Consider the following 20,593-nt stretch of genomic DNA (forward strand, 5'->3'; position numbering starts at 1 on the left):
TTTATACGGGGGGGGGGGTAGCAATCAGTTCATTGAAAATTTGTAGGATTGTTGCAAGTTAAATGTTTTTGAAAAACGTTTACAAAAACTAGCTGAAACGCAAATTTGACTTGTATTTGTGATTTATGCTAATGAAAAAGAGGAGAATTATGAGAAGGGAGAATAAAAATCCAAGAAAGATTTTGTTTTCTGTATTAATTGCTATTGCTTTTGTAGTTTTAGCTGGTATTAAATTAGGTTATGCCAATATAATATCTCCAAAACAAGGAATCAATGAGTATCATTTCTATAATGATACAATAGAAAATAAAGAATCAGCTAAAGAAATACAAAAACAAATCATTCTTGATGGAAAATCAATTTCTGATCCAGGTCATGTCTTCAAAGATAAAAGCAATGTTTTGGAGAAATGGCAAGATGAAGAAGGTAATGATATTAAATTTGATACGCCAATAGAAGTTAAAGGTAACGACAAAAAAATAATTAATGTTTACCCAGTTTTCAAAAATCAAGTAGTAATAACCTACTATATAGCTGGCAGTACAAATGATAGAGTTTATATGACTGACACTATAAGTGATGCTAGTTCTTATAAACTGCCAGTAGATCCTACAATTTATGATGCTAATAAATACTTCGTAAATTGGTCAACATCAAAAGACGGAAAATCTGGTGTTTATGATGAGGAATCATTGAAAAAAGATATTGCAGCAGGAAAAACTGACATTAAACTTTATGCAATAACAGAGTTTAAACATAAAGCAACATTTATAACAGGAGACGATGCAAGCTACCAAGACCAAATACTTGCAGACGATGGTGGCAAGCTTGACAAAATGCCAGAAGATCCTACAAGAGCAGGCTATGAATTTAGCCACTGGTCTTTGGCAGAAGATGGAGATCCTGTTGATCTTAATACTCTAGTGTTAGACAAAGACATTAATGTTTATGCTGTATGGAAACCAGTTGTAGTTGACTATAAATTTAAAGTTATGGTCCAAAATATAAATGATGATGGCTACACTTTCCATGAAATAATATCAGCAAGAGGACTTAATGGAGAAAAAACAAGCCTACCTTTTAAAGGAAGTGAAAATCCAGATCCTAAAGTTGCTCCATCTGGTCCAATAGTTGAAGATATTGCTAAGCTAACAGAAAAAGATGGACGCTTTAATGATGGCTACAATAGTAAAGATTCAAATGGAAAAATGGATCACACCTATACAAATCCTCAAACTCTAGATTATTTAGGTTTCCATTTAAACGAAGAAAAAACAAAAGAAGCTTTTGAAACAATAGCAGCTGATGGAAGCACAGTTGTACCTGTCTATATGGATAGAAATGTTCATACTATATGGGTATATAAAAATGCAAATTCAATTAGTTATTATCAACCTAATTGGGTCAATGCCACAGATCAAAATGGAAATATTCACGTAGATTTGCGTTACGGTCAAAGCTCTGATGAATGGTTTGATCAGCTAAATGAAGATTATATTTATTACAAGGACAAAAGCATAGGATCTTTTTATACTAAAGCCCCAGTAATGGGTGATGAAGATGTTTATATGTATAGAGTTTTAGCTAAGGGTAGAAAATACCAACTACGCTTTGTTGAATGGGATCCAAGTAAATTTAATGCACAAATAAATAGCGGATCGCTCGACCAATTAAAAGCTACTCTTGGAACCATGAAAGAAATTGATGAAAGAGTAAGCTTCCAAAACACAGAGTGGTACATGAATTGGAATGGACGTAAATATAGAGTCTATGAACCATACAACAATAATTATCAACAAGTCACATACTCTTGGGTAGATAAGACTGACCATGTAGATGATATAGAAGGATTCCAACCCAAAAAAGGCGACATGTCAAGTGATGGTTTGCAATCAATAAATGTAAATAATCCAGCCTTTAGAGATTATATGTTTGCTGCAGGTAATAATGTGGGAGGATATCAAAACTATACAGGAACAAAATATATAGATGATGATGGCTCTTATGTAGGCTTCTTATTCTACGAACGCAAAACTTATCATATAAATTATTACTCTGGAAGTAAGAGATTAGCTTCAAATCCATACAAATATGAAGCTGATACAAGCGACTTTGGACTTGATTATAAAGTTGGAGAAACTACAAATTCTAAAGGTCAAGTATTCCAAGGTTGGTATGAAGACTCAACATTTAGCGTAGAACACAAACATGAAGCTGGAACTAAAATGCCTGCTCATGACATTACAGTTTATGCAAAATGGGATTCTCGTCAATACGAAGTGACTTTCCACACCAACCAAGATAACTATGAAAAAGATATAGAAAAAATAGGCGAAATTCCTGAAGATGACACTCTTTATGATGGAAAATATAAAGATGGAAAAGTCAGCAAAGAGAATTTCCCTCAACCAGTTAAGCCAGAAAATGCAACAGATTTTTTGGGTTGGTATGAGAAAAATAAAAATGGTAGATTTGTAAAAGCAAATCTTCACAAACCAATTAAAAATAATGATACTCACTTATATGCTAAGTGGAAATATGATTATTTAACATTAAAATACGATTTGAACTTAAAAGATACTGACAAAGTTGAAGGAGAAGCTCCAACAGATTCAGATAGCTATATCAAAGATGCTAAAGCACAAGTTCAAGATATTGGAAAAGTTACTGTAAATGGTGGCAAAAAAGTTTTCGTAGGTTGGAGTGAAACAAAAGATGGTTCTAGCGGACTAATTCTACCAAGCGAAACTGTCCTAATGGATAAAAATAAAACTCTCTATGCTCAATGGAAAGAAATTCCAGATCTACCAACTACAAAAGTAACCTATGATGCAAACGGCGGAGAAGGTGCTCAACATGTAGTAGAAGAGATTATTACAAATGATTTTCATAAAGTTTTGGGAAACGGCGAAGGCGAAAAAATTAATTACACCCGTGAAGGTTATGTATTTAAGGGATGGAATAGAGATAAAAACGCAACAAAAGCCGAATTCCAAAAAGGCTATGAAGTTACTGTAACTAGTTTAGATGAAAGCACAAACAATTATATCTATGCTATCTGGGCTCCTATAATCAATTACACAACTGATGGAAATGGACAAGTTAAGGAAGGCGAAAACTTTGTAGATAATACAAAAGAAGAAGTCGAACTTAAATCAAATCCAAAAGGAACCGACACAAAAGCAAAAGAAGGATATAAATTTAGTCACTGGACAGCAGATAAAGAAATCACATTAAATGATGGAACAAAAATTGCTGCTGGAGAAAAAATTACTGAAGAACAATTAAAACAAGCAGTAATTACAGAACCACTTACATTTAAAGCTAATTTTGTAAAAGATGCACCTAATGAATTTAACGTAAGGCACGAATTTAAAGTTGCCAAAGATTCTCCAGTAAAAGAAATGCCGGCTGATGTTAAAAAAGCTGTAGATGCCCAACTTCCAGAAGATAAAAAAGCAGAAGATGGCAAAACAACAACTCCAGGAGAATTAAAAAATCCAAAAGACGTAGAAGACAAAACAAATGATGGAGTTTGGAAATTTGAAGGCTTTAAAGATCAAAATCCAGATACAGAAGCAGTAGACGCAAAAGTAAACGGAGCTGATGTAACATTCGAAGGAACATGGAAATTCACACCAAACAAACACAAAGTAACTTATGAATACGTTAGTGGAACAGAAGGTAAAGAATTACCAGAAGCATTAAAAGCGAAAGCACCAAAAGAAGTAACAGGAAAAGTCAAAGGTAATACAGTAACATCCCCAGTTCCAACAGGCGATGACGCTACATTTAGAGATGATAAAAACAAAGGAACATGGACATTCAAATCATACGATAAGAATGAAGTAGAAATTACCAACAAAGACGAAAACGTAAAAGGAACATGGGAATTTACCCCAGATCCAGAACCAGGAAAATACAACGTAACCCACAAATTTGTAAGTAAAGATCCAAACAAAAAACTTCCAAAAGAAGTACTTGATCTTCTACCAGCAAATCAAACTGGAAAAGTTAAAGGCGACGAAGTAAAACCAACAGAGCCAAAAACAAAAACAGTAGAAGTAAAAGATGGAACATGGAAATTTGTAAGTTACGACAAAGATAGTAAAACTGTAGAAGATAAAGATGTAGAATTCACAGGAACATGGGAATTCACACCAAAAACCACTCCTACTGATTACAAAGTAACACACGAATTTAAAGTTTCAGAAGATTCTCCAATAAAAGAAATGCCAGCTGAAGTTAAAAAAGCAGTTGATTCCCAACTTCCAGAAGATAAAAAAGCAGAAGATGGCAAAACAACAACCCCAGGAGAATTAAAAGATCCAAAAGACGTAGAAGACAAAACAAATGACGGAGTTTGGAAATTCGAAGGATTCAAAGACCAAGATCCAGATACAAAAGATGTTGACGCAAAAGTAAACGGAGCTGACGTAAAATTCGAAGGCGAATGGAAATTCACACCAAACGAACATAAAGTAACTTACAAGTTTGAAAGTGAAGATCCAACAAAACCTCTTCCTGATGAAGTGAAAAATCTACTTCCAAATCCAGAAAAAGGAAAGGTAAAGGGTGATAAGGTAACACCAACTAAACCTGTTCCAGAATCAATCACAACTAAAGATGGTGTATGGACATTTGTTGGTTATGACGAAGAAAGCAAAACTGTTGGCGATAAAGATGTAGAATTTATTGGTAAATGGAAATTCTCTCCAAAACCTGATCCTGTAACCTACAATGTTAACCATCAATTCAAATCAGCAACAAAGGGAAAAGACCTTCCACAAGCAGTAAAAGATCAACTTCCTGATCAACAAACTGGTATAGAAGACGGAAAAACTGTAACACCAACTTCTCCTAAAAAGGAAAAAGTAGAAGATACAGATAATGATGGAACATGGACTTTCAAAGGTTATAAAGACCTAGATACAACTACTGATGACGTAGATGCTAAGGTTGACGGTGCCGATGTAATGTTTGAAGGAAGTTGGGAATTCACACCAAACAAACACAAAGTAACATACGAATACGTAAGTGGAACAAAAGGTGTAGATTTACCAGAAGAATTAAAAGCAAAAGCACCAAAAGAAGTAACCGGCAAAGTAAAAGGCGATAAAGTAACATCCCCAGTTCCAGAAGGAAAAGATGCTGAATTTAGAGATGATAAAAACAAGGGAACTTGGACATTCAAATCTTTTGACAAAAATTCAGTAGAAATTTCTAACCAAGACGAAAAAGTTACAGGAACTTGGGTATTTACACCAGATCCAGAATACAAAGTAGAACATAAATTTGTATCATCAACAAAAGGAAAAGACCTTCCAAAAGCAGTAAAAGATCTAACACCAAAAGATCAAACAGGCAAAAAAGATGGAAGTGTTGTTAAACCAACAGATCCAACACAAAAAGAAGTAAAAGATACAGAGAATGATGGTGTTTGGACATTTGAAGGCTACAAAGATCAAGATAAAACTACAGACGAAGTAGATGCAAAAGTAAACGGAGCTGACGTAAAATTCGAAGGCGAATGGAAATTCACACCAAACGAACACAAAGTAACATATGAATACGTAAGTGGAACAAAAGGCATAGAATTACCAGAAGCATTAAAAGCAAAAGCTCCAAAAGAAGCAACTGGAAAAGTAAAAGGCGATAAAGTAACATCCCCAGTTCCAACAGGAAAAGACGCTGAATACAGAGATGATGTAAACAAGGGAACTTGGAAGTTCAAATCATACGATAAAAAAGATGTAACAATTTCCGATAAAGACGAAAACGTAAAAGGAACATGGGAATTCATTCCGGATGTAGTAACAGAATACGTTGACGAAGATGGTAATACTATTGCTCCAAAAGAAACTGGAACAAAAGACAAAAAAGATATAGAAGGATATGAATTTGTAAGAACCACAACTGATGATAAAGGTAATACAAAACACATCTACAAGAAAAAAACTACTCCTAGTCCATCTGTAGTTACTAAATTTGTTGATGAAAATGGAAATCCTCTTGCTATGGAAGAAAAAGGCAAGAAAGATAAAAAAGATATTCCTGCTTATGAGTTTGTAAGGACTTACACAGATAAGTATGGAAATATTGTTCATGTTTATAAGTTTAAACAAACACCAAATCCAACTGTAGAAACAAGATATGTAGATACAGAAGGTAATCAAATACTAGCTGATAAAGTAGGAACACATGATCCATCAACTATAGAAGGTTATCAATTTGTAAAAACAGAAAAAGATGAAAAGGGTAATACCGTTCATATTTACAAAAAAATCGCACCTGTTCCAAAAGTTGAGACAAGATATGTTGATGAAAATGGCAACCAACTACTCCCTCCAAAAGAAGGAACACAAAATCAAGTAAATATTGATGGCTACGATTATATAAGTACAAATAAAGATAATAATGGTAATACAATTCATGTTTACAAGAAAAAACCTACCCAAGATGTAGAAACAAGATATGTAGATACAGAAGGAAATCAAATACTTGCTGATAAAGCAGGAACACATGATCCATCAACTATAGAAGGTTATCAATTAGTAAGAACAGAAAAAGATGAAAAGGGTAATACAAGACATATTTATCAAAAACTTGCACCTACTGTAAAAGTTGAGACAAGATATGTTGATGAAAATGGCAATCAACTACTTCTTCCAAAAGAAGGAACACAAAATCAAGTAAACATAGAAGGTTACGATTATGTAAGTACAAGTAAAGATAATAATGGTAATACAATTCATGTTTACAAGAAGAAAGTTCTTACACCAGATGTTGTAACTAAGTATGTTGATGAAAATGGAAATGAAATTGCGGACACTCAAAAAGGCAAACATCCAAGCAAAAATATCGAAGGATATGAAATAATAACTACAAAATCAGATGAGAAGGGAAATATAATCTATGTTTATAGAAAGAAACCTGATCCAACAAAAGTAGTTACTAAGTTTGTAGATGAAAAAGGTAATCCTATCGCAAAAAGTGAAGATGGTAAAAAACCTAAGAAAGATATAAAAGGCTATGAGTTTGTAAAAACTGAAACAGATAAAGACGGCAATACTATTCATATCTACAAGAAGAAAGAAAATACTTCAAAAGTAGTTACTAAGTATGTAGATGAAAATGGTAAAACAATAGCACCTAATGAAGATGGTAAAAAATCTAAAAAAGATATTAAAGGCTATGAATTTGTAAGAACTGAAACTGATGATAAAGGTAATACAAAACACATCTACAAGAAAAAATCTTCATCTGCAGAAAATAAATATAAAGTAACTCACAAATTTGAATCATCTACACCAGGTAAATCTCTACCAAAAGAAATTTTAGACCTTCTTCCAAAAAATCAAGATGGAATAGAAAATGGTAGAAAAGTTTCTCCTACAAAACCTTCTAAATTAGAAGTTAAAGTAAAAGATGGTACTTGGGTATTTGAAGGATATGATAAAGATAGTAGTGTAGTTAATAATAAGGATGTAAATTTCACAGGAAAATGGAAATTTGTTCCAAACAAAATAGGCAAAATAAAAGTTTCAACTGGAGCAAATTCTAGAAGCAAATCAAATGTTAAGACTGGTATAGAAGGTTCTTCTAATCTTATATTTGTCTTAATTGGATCAGCATTTGCTTTATACAAAAATAAAAAAAATAAATATTAAAATATTTATTAATAAGGAATAAGCTAAGAGATATAAAAGTATCTAGCTATAAAAAGGCGAGGAAATTAAAAATCCTCGTCTTTTTTGTGCATAATATTTATGAAATCAATATAAAATTAAAATATTTGGAAAGTTTGATGGAATAATTGATGTATATTTTAGTATATTTTTTTGTAGATTACAAATTTTAGATGCAAATCATTTTATTTTATCTAGGTGCAGAGGGAAAACTATATCATAAATTAAATAACTGTAAAATTTTTATAAAATTTTAAAAAATAAGTGTATAACAAATAAATATAAATTTTATAATCTTTGATCTTACAAGATTTAAAATATTTTTTTGAAAAAATTGCAAAGAATAAAAATATATTTTTAAAATCATAAATAAAGTTGACATGAAAACGTAAAACTGATATTATTTAGTTGATCTTAAGATCAATATTATTCATTTCAAGGAGGAAAAATAGAAATGAAGAAACTAGGTTTATTGCCAAGACTAATTATTGCAATCATTCTAGGTATTTTAATTGGGCTTGCAGGTCAAAAAGTTGACGTTTTAAAAATCTTAGTTAGAATACTAATTACTTTTAATGGTCTATTTGGCAACTTCTTAGGATTTGTTATTCCACTAATTATTATGGGATTTGTAATTCCAGGTATAGCAGATCTTGGAGATTCAGCAGGAAAGACACTAGCAATCACAGCAGGTATTGCATATTTGTCAACAATTATCTTTGGAACTATTACATATTTTGTAGGCAGCGTTGTTCTTCCTAACTTTATTAAAAAGGGAGCAATCTCATTTGATCCAGAGAAAAACTCAGGAAAAGCTCTAGAAAAAATATTTGAATCACCAATGGATCCAGTATTTTCTGTTACAACAGCACTTATCATTTCATTTATACTAGGTGTTGGTATAGCAGCAGCTAAAGCTGAAGTTCTTAAAAAAGCAGTTCACGAATTCTCTGATATTATTACAAAATTAATATCAAATGTTGTAATTCCATTATTGCCATTCCACATTTGTGGTATTTTTGCTAACATGGCTTATGAAGGAACTGTAGCAGTAGTATTATCAGTATTCGCAAGAGTATTTATCATGGTATTGATACTACACTATCTAACAATTACTGCACAATTTACAATTGCAAGTTCAATGTCAGGTGGAAATCCATTCTCAAAAATCAAGACTATGATTCCAGCTTACATGACAGCTATAGGAACACAATCATCTGCAGCAACAATCCCAGTTACACTTAACCAAACTTATAAATTAGGTGTAAACAAAGGTATAGCAGACTTTGTAATTCCACTTTGTGCAACAATTCACTTATCAGGTTCAACAATCACATTAACATCTTGTTCATTATCAATTCTTATGCTTAATGGATCAGATGTAGGATTCCAACACATGTTCCCATTCATCCTTATGCTAGGTGTTACAATGGTAGCAGCACCTGGAGTTCCAGGAGGAGCAGTAATGGCAGCACTAGGTATTCTTCAATCAATGCTAGGATTTACAGAACCTATGACAGCATTAATTATTGCATTATATGTTGCTCAAGACTCATTTGGTACAGCATGTAATATCACAGGCGATGCTGCAATAGCTTGTATAGTAAATAAAATTTCAGGATTTAAATTAGATCCAGAAGCTAATGCAGAATACATTGATGAACTAGTTAAGCAATAAAAAAATAGAACTCTTTTGAGTTCTATTTTTGAGCTTATGATCTTAAGACAATTAATTATGAAAATTTATTAAAAAGGAGTAATTTTTATGACGATAAAGAGAAGAAAAGTTACCATGGACGGTAACACAGCAGCAGCTCACGTATCTTACGCTTTTAGTGAAGTTTCAGCTATATATCCTATAACTCCATCTTCACCAATGCCAGAATTTATAGACAAATGGGCAGCAAATGGAAGATTAAATTTATATGGAAATCCAGTTTCAGTTACAGAAATGCAACATGAAGCAGGAGCAGCAGGAGCAGTTCACGGATCACTTGCAGCAGGAGCACTTACATCTACATACACAGCAAGTCAAGGACTTCTATTAATGATTCCTGATATGTACAAAATTGCCGGCGAAAGACTTCCTGCAGTTTTTCACGTAGCAGCTCGTTCCCTATCAACATGCTCAATCAATATGTATGGCGACCATCAAGACGTTATGGCAGCAAGAGCAACAGGTTTTGCTATGCTTGCATCAGGTTCTGTACAAGAAATTATGGATCTTTCTCCAGTAGCTCATCTTTCAGCTATAAAAGCTAGAGTTCCATTTGTTAATTTCTTTGATGGATTTAGAACAAGCCATGAAATTCAAAAAATCGACGTTTGGGATTATGACCAATTTGAAGATATGGTTGATTGGAAAGCAATTGATGATTTTAAAAATGATTCTTTAAATCCACACAGACCAACTATGCGTGGTGTATTTGAAAAGAGTGGATATTTCCAAAGAACTGAAGCTCAAAACAAAGCATACAACGGACTACCTGAAATAGTTGTTGATTATATGAATAAAATCAATGAAAAAATCGGAACAAATTATTCATTATTTAATTATGAAGGTGCAGAAGATGCAACTGATATAATTATAGCTATGGGTTCTGGAACTGATACAATTCAACAAACAGTAGAAGAATTAAACAAAGAGGGAAGAAAAGTTGGACTTGTAAAAGTACATCTTTATAGACCATTCTCAACAAAACATTTACTTGAAGCAATTCCAAAAACAGTAGAAAGAATTGCAGTTTTAGATAGAACAAAAGAAAAAGGATCTGCTGGAGAACCTCTATACTTAGATGTATTAGAATCTTTCTCAGATTCAGATAGAAATCCAAAAATAATAGCAGGAAGATATGGACTTGGACAAAAAGATACAAGACCTGCTCATATCAAATCAGTATTTGATAATTTAGCAAAAGATGAACCAAAAAATCACTTTACAGTTGGAATTATTGATGATGTAACTAACACATCTCTTGAAGTTGACAATAGCTTTGTAATTTCTGATGGACAAACAACACGTTGTATATTCTGGGGAAATGGTGGAGATGGTACTGTTGGAGCAAATAAAAACGCTATTAAAATTATAGGCGATAATACAGATATGTTTGCTCAAGGATATTTTGACTATGATGCTAAAAAATCTAATGGTCTAACAATGTCTCACTTGAGATTTTCTCCAAACCCAATCCATGCAGCTTACTTTATAGATGAAGCTGACTTTGTATCATGTTCTCCTCAAGCTTATGTAAGACAATATGACCTTGTTAAAAATCTTAAAGAAGGTGGAATTTTCTTATTAAATACAATTTGGTCAGAAGAAGAACTTGAAGAACATATTCCAAATTATTTATTAAAAGAAATTGCAGATAAAAATATTAAATTCTACACAGTAAACGCATCAAAAATTGCTCAAGAAGTTGGACTTGGACACAGAACAAACATGGTTATCCAAACAGCTTTCTTCATTCTTTCAGAAGTTTTACCAATTGAAGATGCTATAAAATATCTAAAAGATTCTATTGAAAAATCTTATGGAATGAAAGGTCAAGATATTGTTGATATGAACAACAAAGCAGTTGACCGTGCAAGTGAAGAATTACAAGAAATAAAAGTTAAAGAAGAATGGAAAAACCTTGGCGAAGATAGAGAAGGTGCAAATGAAAATGAACCAGACTTTATCAAAAATATGGTAAGACCAATAATAAACTTAGAAGAAGATGATCTTCCAGTTTCAACATATCTTCCATACGATGACGGTCAATATATGGCAGGAACTTCAAGATATGAAAAACGTGGTATAGCATTATTTGTTCCAGAATGGAATATAGATAATTGTATCCAATGTAACCAATGTTCATATATCTGCCCACACGCAACAATTAGACCATTCTTATTAGACGAAGAACAAAAAGCTAAGGCACCAGAAGGATTTGAAACTAAAAAAGCTATAGGCAAAGGACTAGAAGGTTACGAATTTAGAATTCAAGTTTCTCCATACGATTGTATGGGATGTGGAAACTGCGTTGACGTATGTCCTGCTCCAAAGAAAGCTTTGGCTATGAAACCAATAGATGAACAAATCGAAAAACAAGCAGAAAATTGGGAATACGCTCATGGCGAAGTTGGATATAGGAATGATGAAATAGCTCCAACAAATGTTAAGAATTCTCAATTTAGCCAACCATTGCTTGAATTCTCAGGTGCATGTGCAGGCTGTGGAGAAACTCCTTATGCTAAATTAATCACTCAATTATATGGTGATCATCAAATCATTTCAAACGCAACAGGATGCTCATCAATTTGGGGCTCATCAGTTCCATCAATGCCATATTGTACAAATAATAATGGCGAAGGACCAGCTTGGGCATCATCATTATTCGAAGATGCAGCAGAATATGGATATGGAATGTTGCTTGCAACAAAATCAAACAAATTCTTACTAGAAACTTTGATGAAAAAATTCTTAGAATTAAAAGTTTCTACACCATTAAACGATGCATTTAACGAATGGTTAGAAAATAACGATGACTTTGAAGAAAGCAAAAAAGCAGCTATAAAAATTGAATCATTAATCGCAAACGAAACTGATAATGAAGAAGCAAATAAAATTATCGAAAGAATTAAATCACTAAAAGATTATTTAGTTAAAAAATCAGTTTGGATTTACGGTGGAGATGGTTGGGCTTATGATATAGGATTCTCAGGAGTAGACCATGTTCTAGCAAGTGGCGATGACATCAATATAATCGTATTTGATACAGAAGTTTATTCAAATACAGGTGGACAAAGCTCAAAGGCAACTCCTCTTGCAGCAGTAGCAAAATTTGCAGCAAGTGGTAAAAAAGTTAGAAAGAAAGACCTTGGTTTAATGATGACAACTTATGGTTATGTTTATGTTGCACAAGTTGCAATGGGAGCAAACCAAGCTCAAACATTAAAAGCAATAAAAGAAGCAGAATCCTACCATGGTCCATCATTAATAATTGCTTATGCTCCATGTATTAACCATGGACTAAAAGCAGGAATGGGCAAGACTCAAAGAAGAGAAAAAGAAGCTGTAGCAAGTGGATATTGGCACTTATGGAGATTTAACCCACTTCTTAAAGAAGAAGGCAAGAATCCATTTAGCTTAGATTCAAAAGATCCTACAGAATCATTCCAAGAATTCCTACAAGGAGAAGTAAGATACGCTTCCCTTAAAAAAGCTTTCCCAGAAGATGCAGACAGATTATATGCAGAAGCTGAAGAAGCTGCAAAGGAAAGATTAGAATCTTACAAAAAAATGGAAAATAAATAAAAATTAAATCCTAAAAATAGTATATGAATCACTAAGTGTTTTAATAAACCAGACTTTTAAAAGTCTGGTTTATTTTTTAATATTATTTTCTATTTAAATTTTTAAATCACTTGCTATTTAATTTTTAAAATTATTTTCTGCTTAATTTTTTGATGTTTAATTTTTGAAATTTTAAAAAATTAAGAAGTTTAAATCCTTTTGTATAGGTAAAAAAATTAAGAAATTGTATTATTTTTGCTTTTATTAAATAGCATTTTTAGCGTATGGATATTTTTAGACTTCCAAAAAATTAAATTTTCTTATTTTTAAAATTTTATTTGAAAATTTTTCAAAAATAATTAATTTTGTGGCACTTTTTTAACTCATAATTTTAGTGTATAATTAAAAAACGAGGTAAAAATATAACAAGCGCCAGATCCCTTTGGGATGACGAGGAATGGAGTTATCGAAAATTCGGCGGGTGCTCCATAGCTTTCACAGGCTCAGTATTTTACAAAAATAAGAAGCAATTCTTATGACAAAGAAAATAAAGTGATACCTCTAAAATTTAATATTAGGAGGATACTATGTGCGGAATAGTATGTTATAAGGGAAGGCTAAATGCCAGAGAAGTTATTATGGATGGTCTTGAAAGGCTTGAATATAGGGGATATGATTCGGCGGGAATTTCCCTTATTGATGGTGGTTTAATTAAAACTGTCAAAAAAAGTGGCAAGGTTAAAGTTTTAAAAGACGAGCTTTCAAAAAATCCTATCGATGGAAATATCGGGATTGGCCATATTAGATGGGCAACTCACGGTGGCCCTTCAGATATAAATTCTCATCCACATCTTTCAAATAATGGGAAAATTTCTGTAGTTCATAATGGAATCATTGAAAATTATAATGAGCTAAAGGAAAATCTCAAAAAAGAAGGATATAGCTTTAAGTCTGATACTGACACAGAAGTTGTTGCTGTTTTGATTGAAAAATATTATGAAGATGATATTTTAGAGGCTGTAAAAAAAGCAAAAAATGACTTGAGAGGATCTTTTGCTCTTGGAATTTTGTGCCAAGACGAAAGCGATAGACTTATAGTTTTAAGGGAAGAAAGTCCTCTTGTTTTGGGAAAAACAGATGACGGCATTCTTGCAGCAAGCGACCTTCCTTCAATTATAAAATATACAAAAGATGTAATTTATCTTGAAAATGGAGATTTGGTTGATATTAAGGGCGAATCTTTTACAATTTATGATAGAAATTTCCAAAAAATCCAAAGAAAAATTTCAAAAGTTGATTTTTCTTTTGAAGATTCAACTAAGGAAGGCTTTGATCATTTTATGATTAAAGAAATTTTTGACCAACCAAAGGCGATTTCTGATACAATCAGATTTAAAATGACTGATGAAATGATAGATTTTAAAGAAAATTCCTTTAGCAAAAAAGAAATTGAAAATTTCAATAAAATTTATATAGTTGCTTGCGGAACAGCTTATCATGCAGGTCTTGTTGGTGCCTATGCTTTGGAAAAATTTGCAAAAATTCCTGTAATTTGTGATATTGCAAGTGAATTTAGGTACAATGATCCTTTTATTGACGAAAATACTTTGATGATTTTGGTAAGCCAATCTGGAGAAACTGCCGATACTCTTGCAGCTTTAAGACTTGGAAAGAAAAAGGGAGCAAAAACTTTGGTTTTGACAAATGTAGTTGCATCATCTCTTGATAGGGAAGCTGACAAAACCATTTATTGTTATGCAGGGCCAGAAATTGCAGTAGCATCAACCAAGGCTTATACAACACAAATAATTTCTCTTTATATGCTTGCCCTAGATTTTTCTTTAAAACTTGGAACAATTGATGAAGAAAAATACAAGGAAATAATTTCAGAAATGAAAAAAATTCCTGAAAAAATAAAAGAAATTTTGGACGACAGTGAAAAAATAAAAGCTTATGCAAAAGAGATAAAAGATTTTGATTCTATGTTTTATATAGGACGTTGTCTTGATTATAAATCTGTAATTGAAGGTTCTTTGAAATTAAAAGAAGTTTCTTATATTCACTCTGAGGCTTTGGCTGCAGGGGAGTTAAAACATGGAACAATAGCTTTGATTGAAGAAGGAACACCGGTTGTAGTAGTGGCAAGTCAAGAAAATATAATGGAAAAAACCATATCAAATGTGAAAGAAATCATTTCAAGAGGAGCAAATATTTTTTCGATTTCAAAAAAAGATGATCATTTAAAAGAAATTTCTAATCTTACTTTTGAATTGCCAAAGACAATTGACCCTCTTTATCCAGTTTTATCCGTTATTCCTCAACAAATTTTGGCATATTATGTTTCATGTGCAAAAGGACTTGATGTTGATAAGCCTAGAAATTTAGCTAAATCAGTAACGGTAGAATAACTTGCACAAATAATTAAATACAGTATATTATAAATGAATTTATTTTACCAAAACCATGAGAAGCCTTAGGGCTTCTTTTTTTATTTTAAAATATTTTTTAATTTCGATTTTTATATAAAAAGACCGATAAATTATTTTTAATCTTTATAAAGAAAAGCTTGAAATTACGGTATTTTTATTTATAATATCCTAAATTAATTAATAAAAATTAAAAAAAGACTTGACAGGATTTTTTAATGATAGTATTATTGACTTATCAAATAGATTTTAAAAACCAGATAAAGAGAAGAGTAGTCGTATGGATTATTGTACAGAGAGCCCTGTTTAGCTGAGAGGGGTGAATAAAAAGTGTGATGAAGATGGTCTCAGATGGGATAAGTCGATATTTAGACTTATACGGGAACTCCCGTTATAGAGTTAGGATATGATAGTATCTGAAGAGGCATTTTTTAGTGCAAAAAAGGTGGTAACGCGGAAAAATTTCGTCCTTATTGTAGTTTATCTACAGTAAGGACTTTTTATTTTGCATAAATTTAGAAAGGAAAGGTTTTGGAAATGACAAACATAAGTACAAAAGAGATTAAAAATTTGGTAAAGGAAAATTTAGATTTTGCAAAAAAAATCAAAAATTATTTACACGAAAATCCAGAGCTTTCAAGCAAGGAATTTGAAACTCGCAAATTTTTAATAAATGAGTGCAAAAAAATTGGTTTGGAAGTTGAAGAAGTAGAAAATTCTACAGGCTTTGTGGCAATTCTTGATACAAAAAGACAAGGTGAAATTTTGGGACTTAGAACTGATATAGATGCTCTTCCAATTTTTGAAAATGAAGAAAATTTAAAGGGAAAAAAAGAAGTTGTATCAAAAAATCCTGGCGTGATGCACGCTTGTGGCCACGATTTTCACATGGCTCTTATCCTTACAAGTGCAAAAATTCTTTCAGAAATAAAAAATAACTTAAATGGAAAAATTTATTTTATTTTTGAAGAAGGCGAAGAAACAGGAGCTGGAATTTATCCAATGGTTAAGCATTTAAAAAATATAAAATTTGATGCAATTTATGGAAATCATATTGATACAGAAATTCCTACAGGAAAATTTGCCATTTCCAAAGGAAAAGTTTATGCAGGCTGTGCAGGGGTTGATTTTGATGTAATCGGAAAAGGCGGTCACGGCTCAAGGCCTGATTTGTTAATTTCTCCAATAAATGCCCTTGTTGCAATTATAAATAACCTAAACCAAACTTGGGCAAGCGGACTTGATCCAAATGAAATTGTAACTTTAGGAATTGGATCAATAAATGCAGGTTTTGCTTCAAATGTAATTCCTGATAAGGCAAATTTAAAGGCGACTTTGAGATTTTTTGAAGATGAAGTTGGAGAAAAAGCCTTGGAAAAATTAAAAAATATAGTAGAAAAAACTGCAAGTATTTATGATTGCAAGGTTAAATTTAACGATTATACAAGAATAGTTGCCTATCCAGTTATAAATGATGAAAATATTTCGGAATTTACAAGATTTTCTTTGGATGAAATTTTTCCAAATGCAAGAGTTGATGAAGAAATTTCTTTTGGCTCTGAATCATTTTATGGCTATGGGAAAATTGCTCCAAGTGTTTTTGTAAAAATTGGTGTAAAAAATGAAGAAAAAGGATGTGGAGCGGGAGCTCACACTGAAAAATTTGATGTAGACAACGAAGGTCTTTATTATGGACTAGCTTGTGCCTTAAATTTTTTAATAAATTTTGATAGAAAAGAGAGAAATGATGATTGAACTAAAAAATATAAGCGTAGACTTTGATGGTTTTAAAGCGGTTGATGGTGTTAGTCTTAAAATTGAAAAGGCTGATGCCTTTGGCATAGTTGGATTTTCTGGAGCTGGGAAATCAACTCTTGTAAGGTGCATAAATCTTTTGCAAAAACCATCTGAAGGAGAGGTTTTGATAAAGGGAGAAAATCTTTTGAACTTATCTGAAAAAGATTTGAGAAAAAGACGTAAAAAAATCGGCATGATTTTCCAACACTTTAATCTTTTGAACAATCTTTCAGTAATTGATAATGTAATTTTTCCAATAAGAAAGGAAAAAATTACAAAAGAAGAAAAAATTCAAAAAGCAAAAAAGCTTTTAGATTTGGTTGGTATTGGAGATAAGGCAAAATCTTTTCCAAGAGAACTATCTGGTGGACAAAAACAAAGGTGTGCCATAGCAAGAGCCCTTGCATCTGATCCAGAAATTTTACTTTGCGATGAGGCAACAAGCGCCCTTGATCCAAAAACTACCAAGCAAATTTTAAAACTTTTGGGAGAAATCAAAGAAAAAATTGGAATAACAATTGTAATAATCACTCATCAAATGGAAGTTGTAAAAGATCTTTGCAACAAGGTTGCGGTAATGCAAGATGGAAAAGTGATTGAAAAAGGCACAACTCTTGAAATTTTTTCAAATCCAAGACACAAACTCACAAAAGATTTTGTAGAAACTTCAACAAATGTAAATCAAACACTAGAAGAGGTAAAAAACAATCTGGGAGTTTTGAAAAAAGATGAATTTTTAGTAAAACTTTCTTATGTTGGAGAAGCTACAACTCAGCCAGTTATAAATGAAATTTATGAAAAATTTAAGGTCAAAACCAATGTTTTGGCAGGAAACATAGAATTTATTACAAATGTTCCAGTCGGAAATCTTATAGTAACTTTTAAGGCAGAAAGAGAAAATATCGACAAGGCGATTGAATATTTAATAGCCTGCAGAACAAATGTACAACTTTTAGGAGATAGTAATGGGATACTTTGATTATGCACTTTCAATAAAAGATAGGATTTTTGAAGATATTGGACTTACCTTTTATATGCTATTTTTATCAGCCATATTTTCAGGGATTTTTGGACTAATAATAGGAGTAATACTTGTAGTTACAAATGATGGAGGAATTTTAGAAAACAAAAAAATTTATAGCATTTTGGATAAGATAACAAATCTTTTTCGTGCAGTTCCTTTCATAATTTTACTTGCAGTAATTAGTCCTATAACAAATTTAATTGTAAGAACGAGGATTGGACCGACAGCTGCAATAGTTCCTTTAGTTTTTTCTTGCGTGCCATTTTTTGCAAAGCAAGTTGAGCAAGCTCTTGCAGAAGTTGATAGAGGAGTAATAGAGGCGGCGGAAGCTATGGGAAATTCTCCCTTTGAAATTATAACAGCAGTTTATTTAAGAGAAGGACTTCCATCGCTTGTAAGAGCTTCATCAATAACTTTGATTTCGCTTTTGGGACTTACAGCGATGGCTGGAACAATTGGAGCAGGAGGGATAGGAAATCTTGCGATAGCAGTAGGATACAACAGATACAAAAACGACGTAGTTATTATATCTGTAATAGTTATTTTGATAATTGTCTATGCCATCCAAGGCATCGCCAATTTAATTATAAAAAAGACATCACATTAAAAATATTAGGAGGAAAATGATGAAAAATTTAAAGAAAATTGCCCTAGGCTTGTCACTTGTACTAGCTTTAACAGGATGTGGAAATAAAAAAGAAGATACAAATTCAAATTCATCTGCATCAAATCAAGCAAAAAGTGAAGACAGATTTGCCGATGCAAAAGAAATCAAAATAGGAGTTTGTGGCGAAAAAAATGAAGTTTTAGAAGATGTGGCAAAAAGATTTGAAAAAGATACGGGAAAGAAAATAAAAATCGTACCATTTTCAGATTATAACCAACCAAATGAAGCGTTAAATTCTGGAGATATTGATATAAATTCTTTCCAACACAAAAAATTCTTGGAAGATTATAATAAATCACACAAAACAGATATAGTTTCAGTTGGAGACACCTTGCTTGCACCAATGGGAATATATTCTGACAAAATAAAAGATGTAAAAGAAATAAAAGATGGGGATAAAATTGCAATTCCAAACGATCCAACAAATGGAGCAAGAGCACTTTTTCTTTTACAATCAGCAGGATTAATAGAAGTTGAAGGAAAAGAAGGAGATGCAATTACTCTTGATAATATCAAAAAAAATCCAAAAAATTTGGAAATAATTGAACTTGATGCAAGCCAAACAGCAAGAAATCTTACAGAAGTTGCCGCATCAGTTATAAATTCTGGTATGGCAGTAGATGCTGGATTTATTCCGACAGAAGATTCAATTTATTTAGAAGATAAAGACGATCCAGCAAAAGCAATTTATGTAAATATATTTGCAGCAAGAAAAGAAGACAAAGATTCAAAAACATTAGAAAATTTTGTAAAAAATTATTATCAAACAGAAGAAACTAAAAAATTAATAGAAAAAGAAACAAAGGGATCAGAAATCCCAGCTTGGAAATAAAAAAAGGAGATAAAAAATGAAAAAAATAGGAAAAATTGCTTTAGGACTTGCCCTACTCCTAGGACTTAGCTCATGTGGAAACAAGGAAGAAAAAAATACATCAAATTCAAACGAAAAAGCAAAAGAAAAACAAAGCATAAAAATCGGTGTGGTTGGAGAATATAACGACGTATTAAATGAAGTTATAAAAAGATACGAAGAAAAAACAGGAAATGATGTAGAGCTTGTAGTTTTTACAGATTATAACCAACCAAATGAGGCTTTGGAATCTGGAAATATTGATTTGAATGCTTACCAACACAAAAAATTTCTAGAAGAATTTAACAAAGACCACAAGACAGACCTTGTTTCAATAGGAAATACAATGCTTGCACCACTTGGAATTTATTCCAAAAAATATAAATCACTAGACGAAGTAAAAGAAAATGACGAAATAGTAATTCCAAATGATGCATCAAATGGAGCAAGAGCCTTGTTTTTATTACAAGATGCAGGACTTATAAAAGTAAAAGGAGAAAAAGGCGATCCAGTAACAGTTGAAGATATTAAAGAAAATATAAAAAATTTAAAAATCACAGAAGTTGATGCAGCACAAACAGCAAGAAATCTTGATTCGGCTGCCCTTGCAATAGTAAATGATACATTCGCTCTAGATTCAAAAATTGCAACCGAATATCCAGCATTAAAATTTGAAGAATCAAAAGCAGATGACACAAACCCTTATGTGAATGTATTTGCAGCCAAAAAAGAAAGAAAAGACGAAAAAGTTTTAAATGATTTTGTGAAAAATTACTATCAAACAGATGATACAAAAAAAGACTACGAAAAACTAACAGGAGGAGCATGGATTCCTGCTTGGTAAAAAAATTAAATAAGACCCC

9 protein-coding genes and 1 other annotated feature are annotated in these 20,593 nt (G+C 32.0%); all 9 genes read left to right on the forward strand.

Annotated elements, in window-relative coordinates; translation table 11 throughout:
• Positions 1 to 149: 149 nt before the first annotated feature.
• The 9 genes from HMPREF0078_RS09235 to HMPREF0078_RS00250 all read left to right on the forward strand — a co-directional run bounded on the left by HMPREF0078_RS09235 (position 150) and on the right by HMPREF0078_RS00250 (position 20,574).
• Positions 150 to 7,670: an SHIRT domain-containing protein gene (locus HMPREF0078_RS09235; protein ID WP_232618475.1), complete on the forward strand. Its 7,521-nt coding sequence runs from the start codon at positions 150 to 152 to the stop codon at positions 7,668 to 7,670.
• 472 nt (positions 7,671 to 8,142) lie between these two features.
• A complete protein-coding gene (locus HMPREF0078_RS00215) occupies positions 8,143 to 9,366 on the forward strand; it encodes a dicarboxylate/amino acid:cation symporter (protein ID WP_004837997.1) in 1,224 nt (407 codons plus the stop codon).
• An 87-nt stretch (positions 9,367 to 9,453) separates the two neighbouring features.
• Positions 9,454 to 12,987 carry a pyruvate:ferredoxin (flavodoxin) oxidoreductase gene (gene nifJ / locus HMPREF0078_RS00220; protein WP_004837998.1) on the forward strand — a complete coding sequence of 1,178 codons (3,534 nt, stop codon included), beginning with the start codon at positions 9,454 to 9,456 and terminating at the stop codon, positions 12,985 to 12,987.
• Between the two features lie 566 nt (positions 12,988 to 13,553).
• On the forward strand, positions 13,554 to 15,374 hold the full coding sequence (gene glmS / locus HMPREF0078_RS00225) for a glutamine--fructose-6-phosphate transaminase (isomerizing) (protein WP_004837999.1): 1,821 nt from the start codon (positions 13,554 to 13,556) through the stop codon (positions 15,372 to 15,374).
• A 269-nt stretch (positions 15,375 to 15,643) separates the two neighbouring features.
• Positions 15,644 to 15,867, forward strand: a binding site (T-box leader).
• A gap of 62 nt (positions 15,868 to 15,929) precedes the next feature.
• Entirely contained in the window at positions 15,930 to 17,147 is a 1,218-nt protein-coding gene (locus HMPREF0078_RS00230) for an amidohydrolase (protein ID WP_004838000.1), read from the forward strand.
• A complete protein-coding gene (locus tag HMPREF0078_RS00235) occupies positions 17,140 to 18,168 on the forward strand; it encodes a methionine ABC transporter ATP-binding protein (protein ID WP_039920328.1) in 1,029 nt (342 codons plus the stop codon). Before HMPREF0078_RS00230 ends, HMPREF0078_RS00235 begins: the two co-directional genes overlap by 8 nt.
• On the forward strand, positions 18,155 to 18,820 hold the full coding sequence (locus HMPREF0078_RS00240) for a methionine ABC transporter permease (RefSeq protein ID WP_004838002.1): 666 nt from the start codon (positions 18,155 to 18,157) through the stop codon (positions 18,818 to 18,820). The genes HMPREF0078_RS00235 and HMPREF0078_RS00240 overlap by 14 nt, the downstream gene beginning before the upstream one ends.
• A 19-nt stretch (positions 18,821 to 18,839) precedes the next feature.
• Positions 18,840 to 19,712, forward strand: a complete 873-nt coding sequence (locus HMPREF0078_RS00245; protein ID WP_039920330.1) for a MetQ/NlpA family ABC transporter substrate-binding protein — start codon at positions 18,840 to 18,842, stop codon at positions 19,710 to 19,712.
• Between the two features lie 16 nt (positions 19,713 to 19,728).
• Positions 19,729 to 20,574: a MetQ/NlpA family ABC transporter substrate-binding protein gene (locus tag HMPREF0078_RS00250; protein WP_004838004.1), complete on the forward strand. Its 846-nt coding sequence runs from the start codon at positions 19,729 to 19,731 to the stop codon at positions 20,572 to 20,574.
• Positions 20,575 to 20,593 lie beyond the last annotated feature (19 nt).

The organism is Anaerococcus vaginalis ATCC 51170, from assembly GCF_000163295.1.
Classification (GTDB): Bacteria; Bacillota; Clostridia; order Tissierellales; family Peptoniphilaceae; genus Anaerococcus; species Anaerococcus vaginalis.

Bases quoted from the DNA above. Each gene is read 5' to 3' on its own strand.
- HMPREF0078_RS09235 (WP_232618475.1), top strand. From the start codon at position 150: ATGAGAAGGGAGAATAAAAATCCAAGAAAGATTTTGTTTTCTGTATTA.
- HMPREF0078_RS00215 (WP_004837997.1), top strand. From the start codon at position 8,143: ATGAAGAAACTAGGTTTATTGCCAAGACTAATTATTGCAATCATTCTA.
- nifJ (WP_004837998.1), top strand. From the start codon at position 9,454: ATGACGATAAAGAGAAGAAAAGTTACCATGGACGGTAACACAGCAGCA.
- glmS (WP_004837999.1), top strand. From the start codon at position 13,554: ATGTGCGGAATAGTATGTTATAAGGGAAGGCTAAATGCCAGAGAAGTT.
- HMPREF0078_RS00230 (WP_004838000.1), top strand. From the start codon at position 15,930: ATGACAAACATAAGTACAAAAGAGATTAAAAATTTGGTAAAGGAAAAT.
- HMPREF0078_RS00235 (WP_039920328.1), top strand. From the start codon at position 17,140: ATGATTGAACTAAAAAATATAAGCGTAGACTTTGATGGTTTTAAAGCG.
- HMPREF0078_RS00240 (WP_004838002.1), top strand. From the start codon at position 18,155: ATGGGATACTTTGATTATGCACTTTCAATAAAAGATAGGATTTTTGAA.
- HMPREF0078_RS00245 (WP_039920330.1), top strand. From the start codon at position 18,840: ATGAAAAATTTAAAGAAAATTGCCCTAGGCTTGTCACTTGTACTAGCT.
- HMPREF0078_RS00250 (WP_004838004.1), top strand. From the start codon at position 19,729: ATGAAAAAAATAGGAAAAATTGCTTTAGGACTTGCCCTACTCCTAGGA.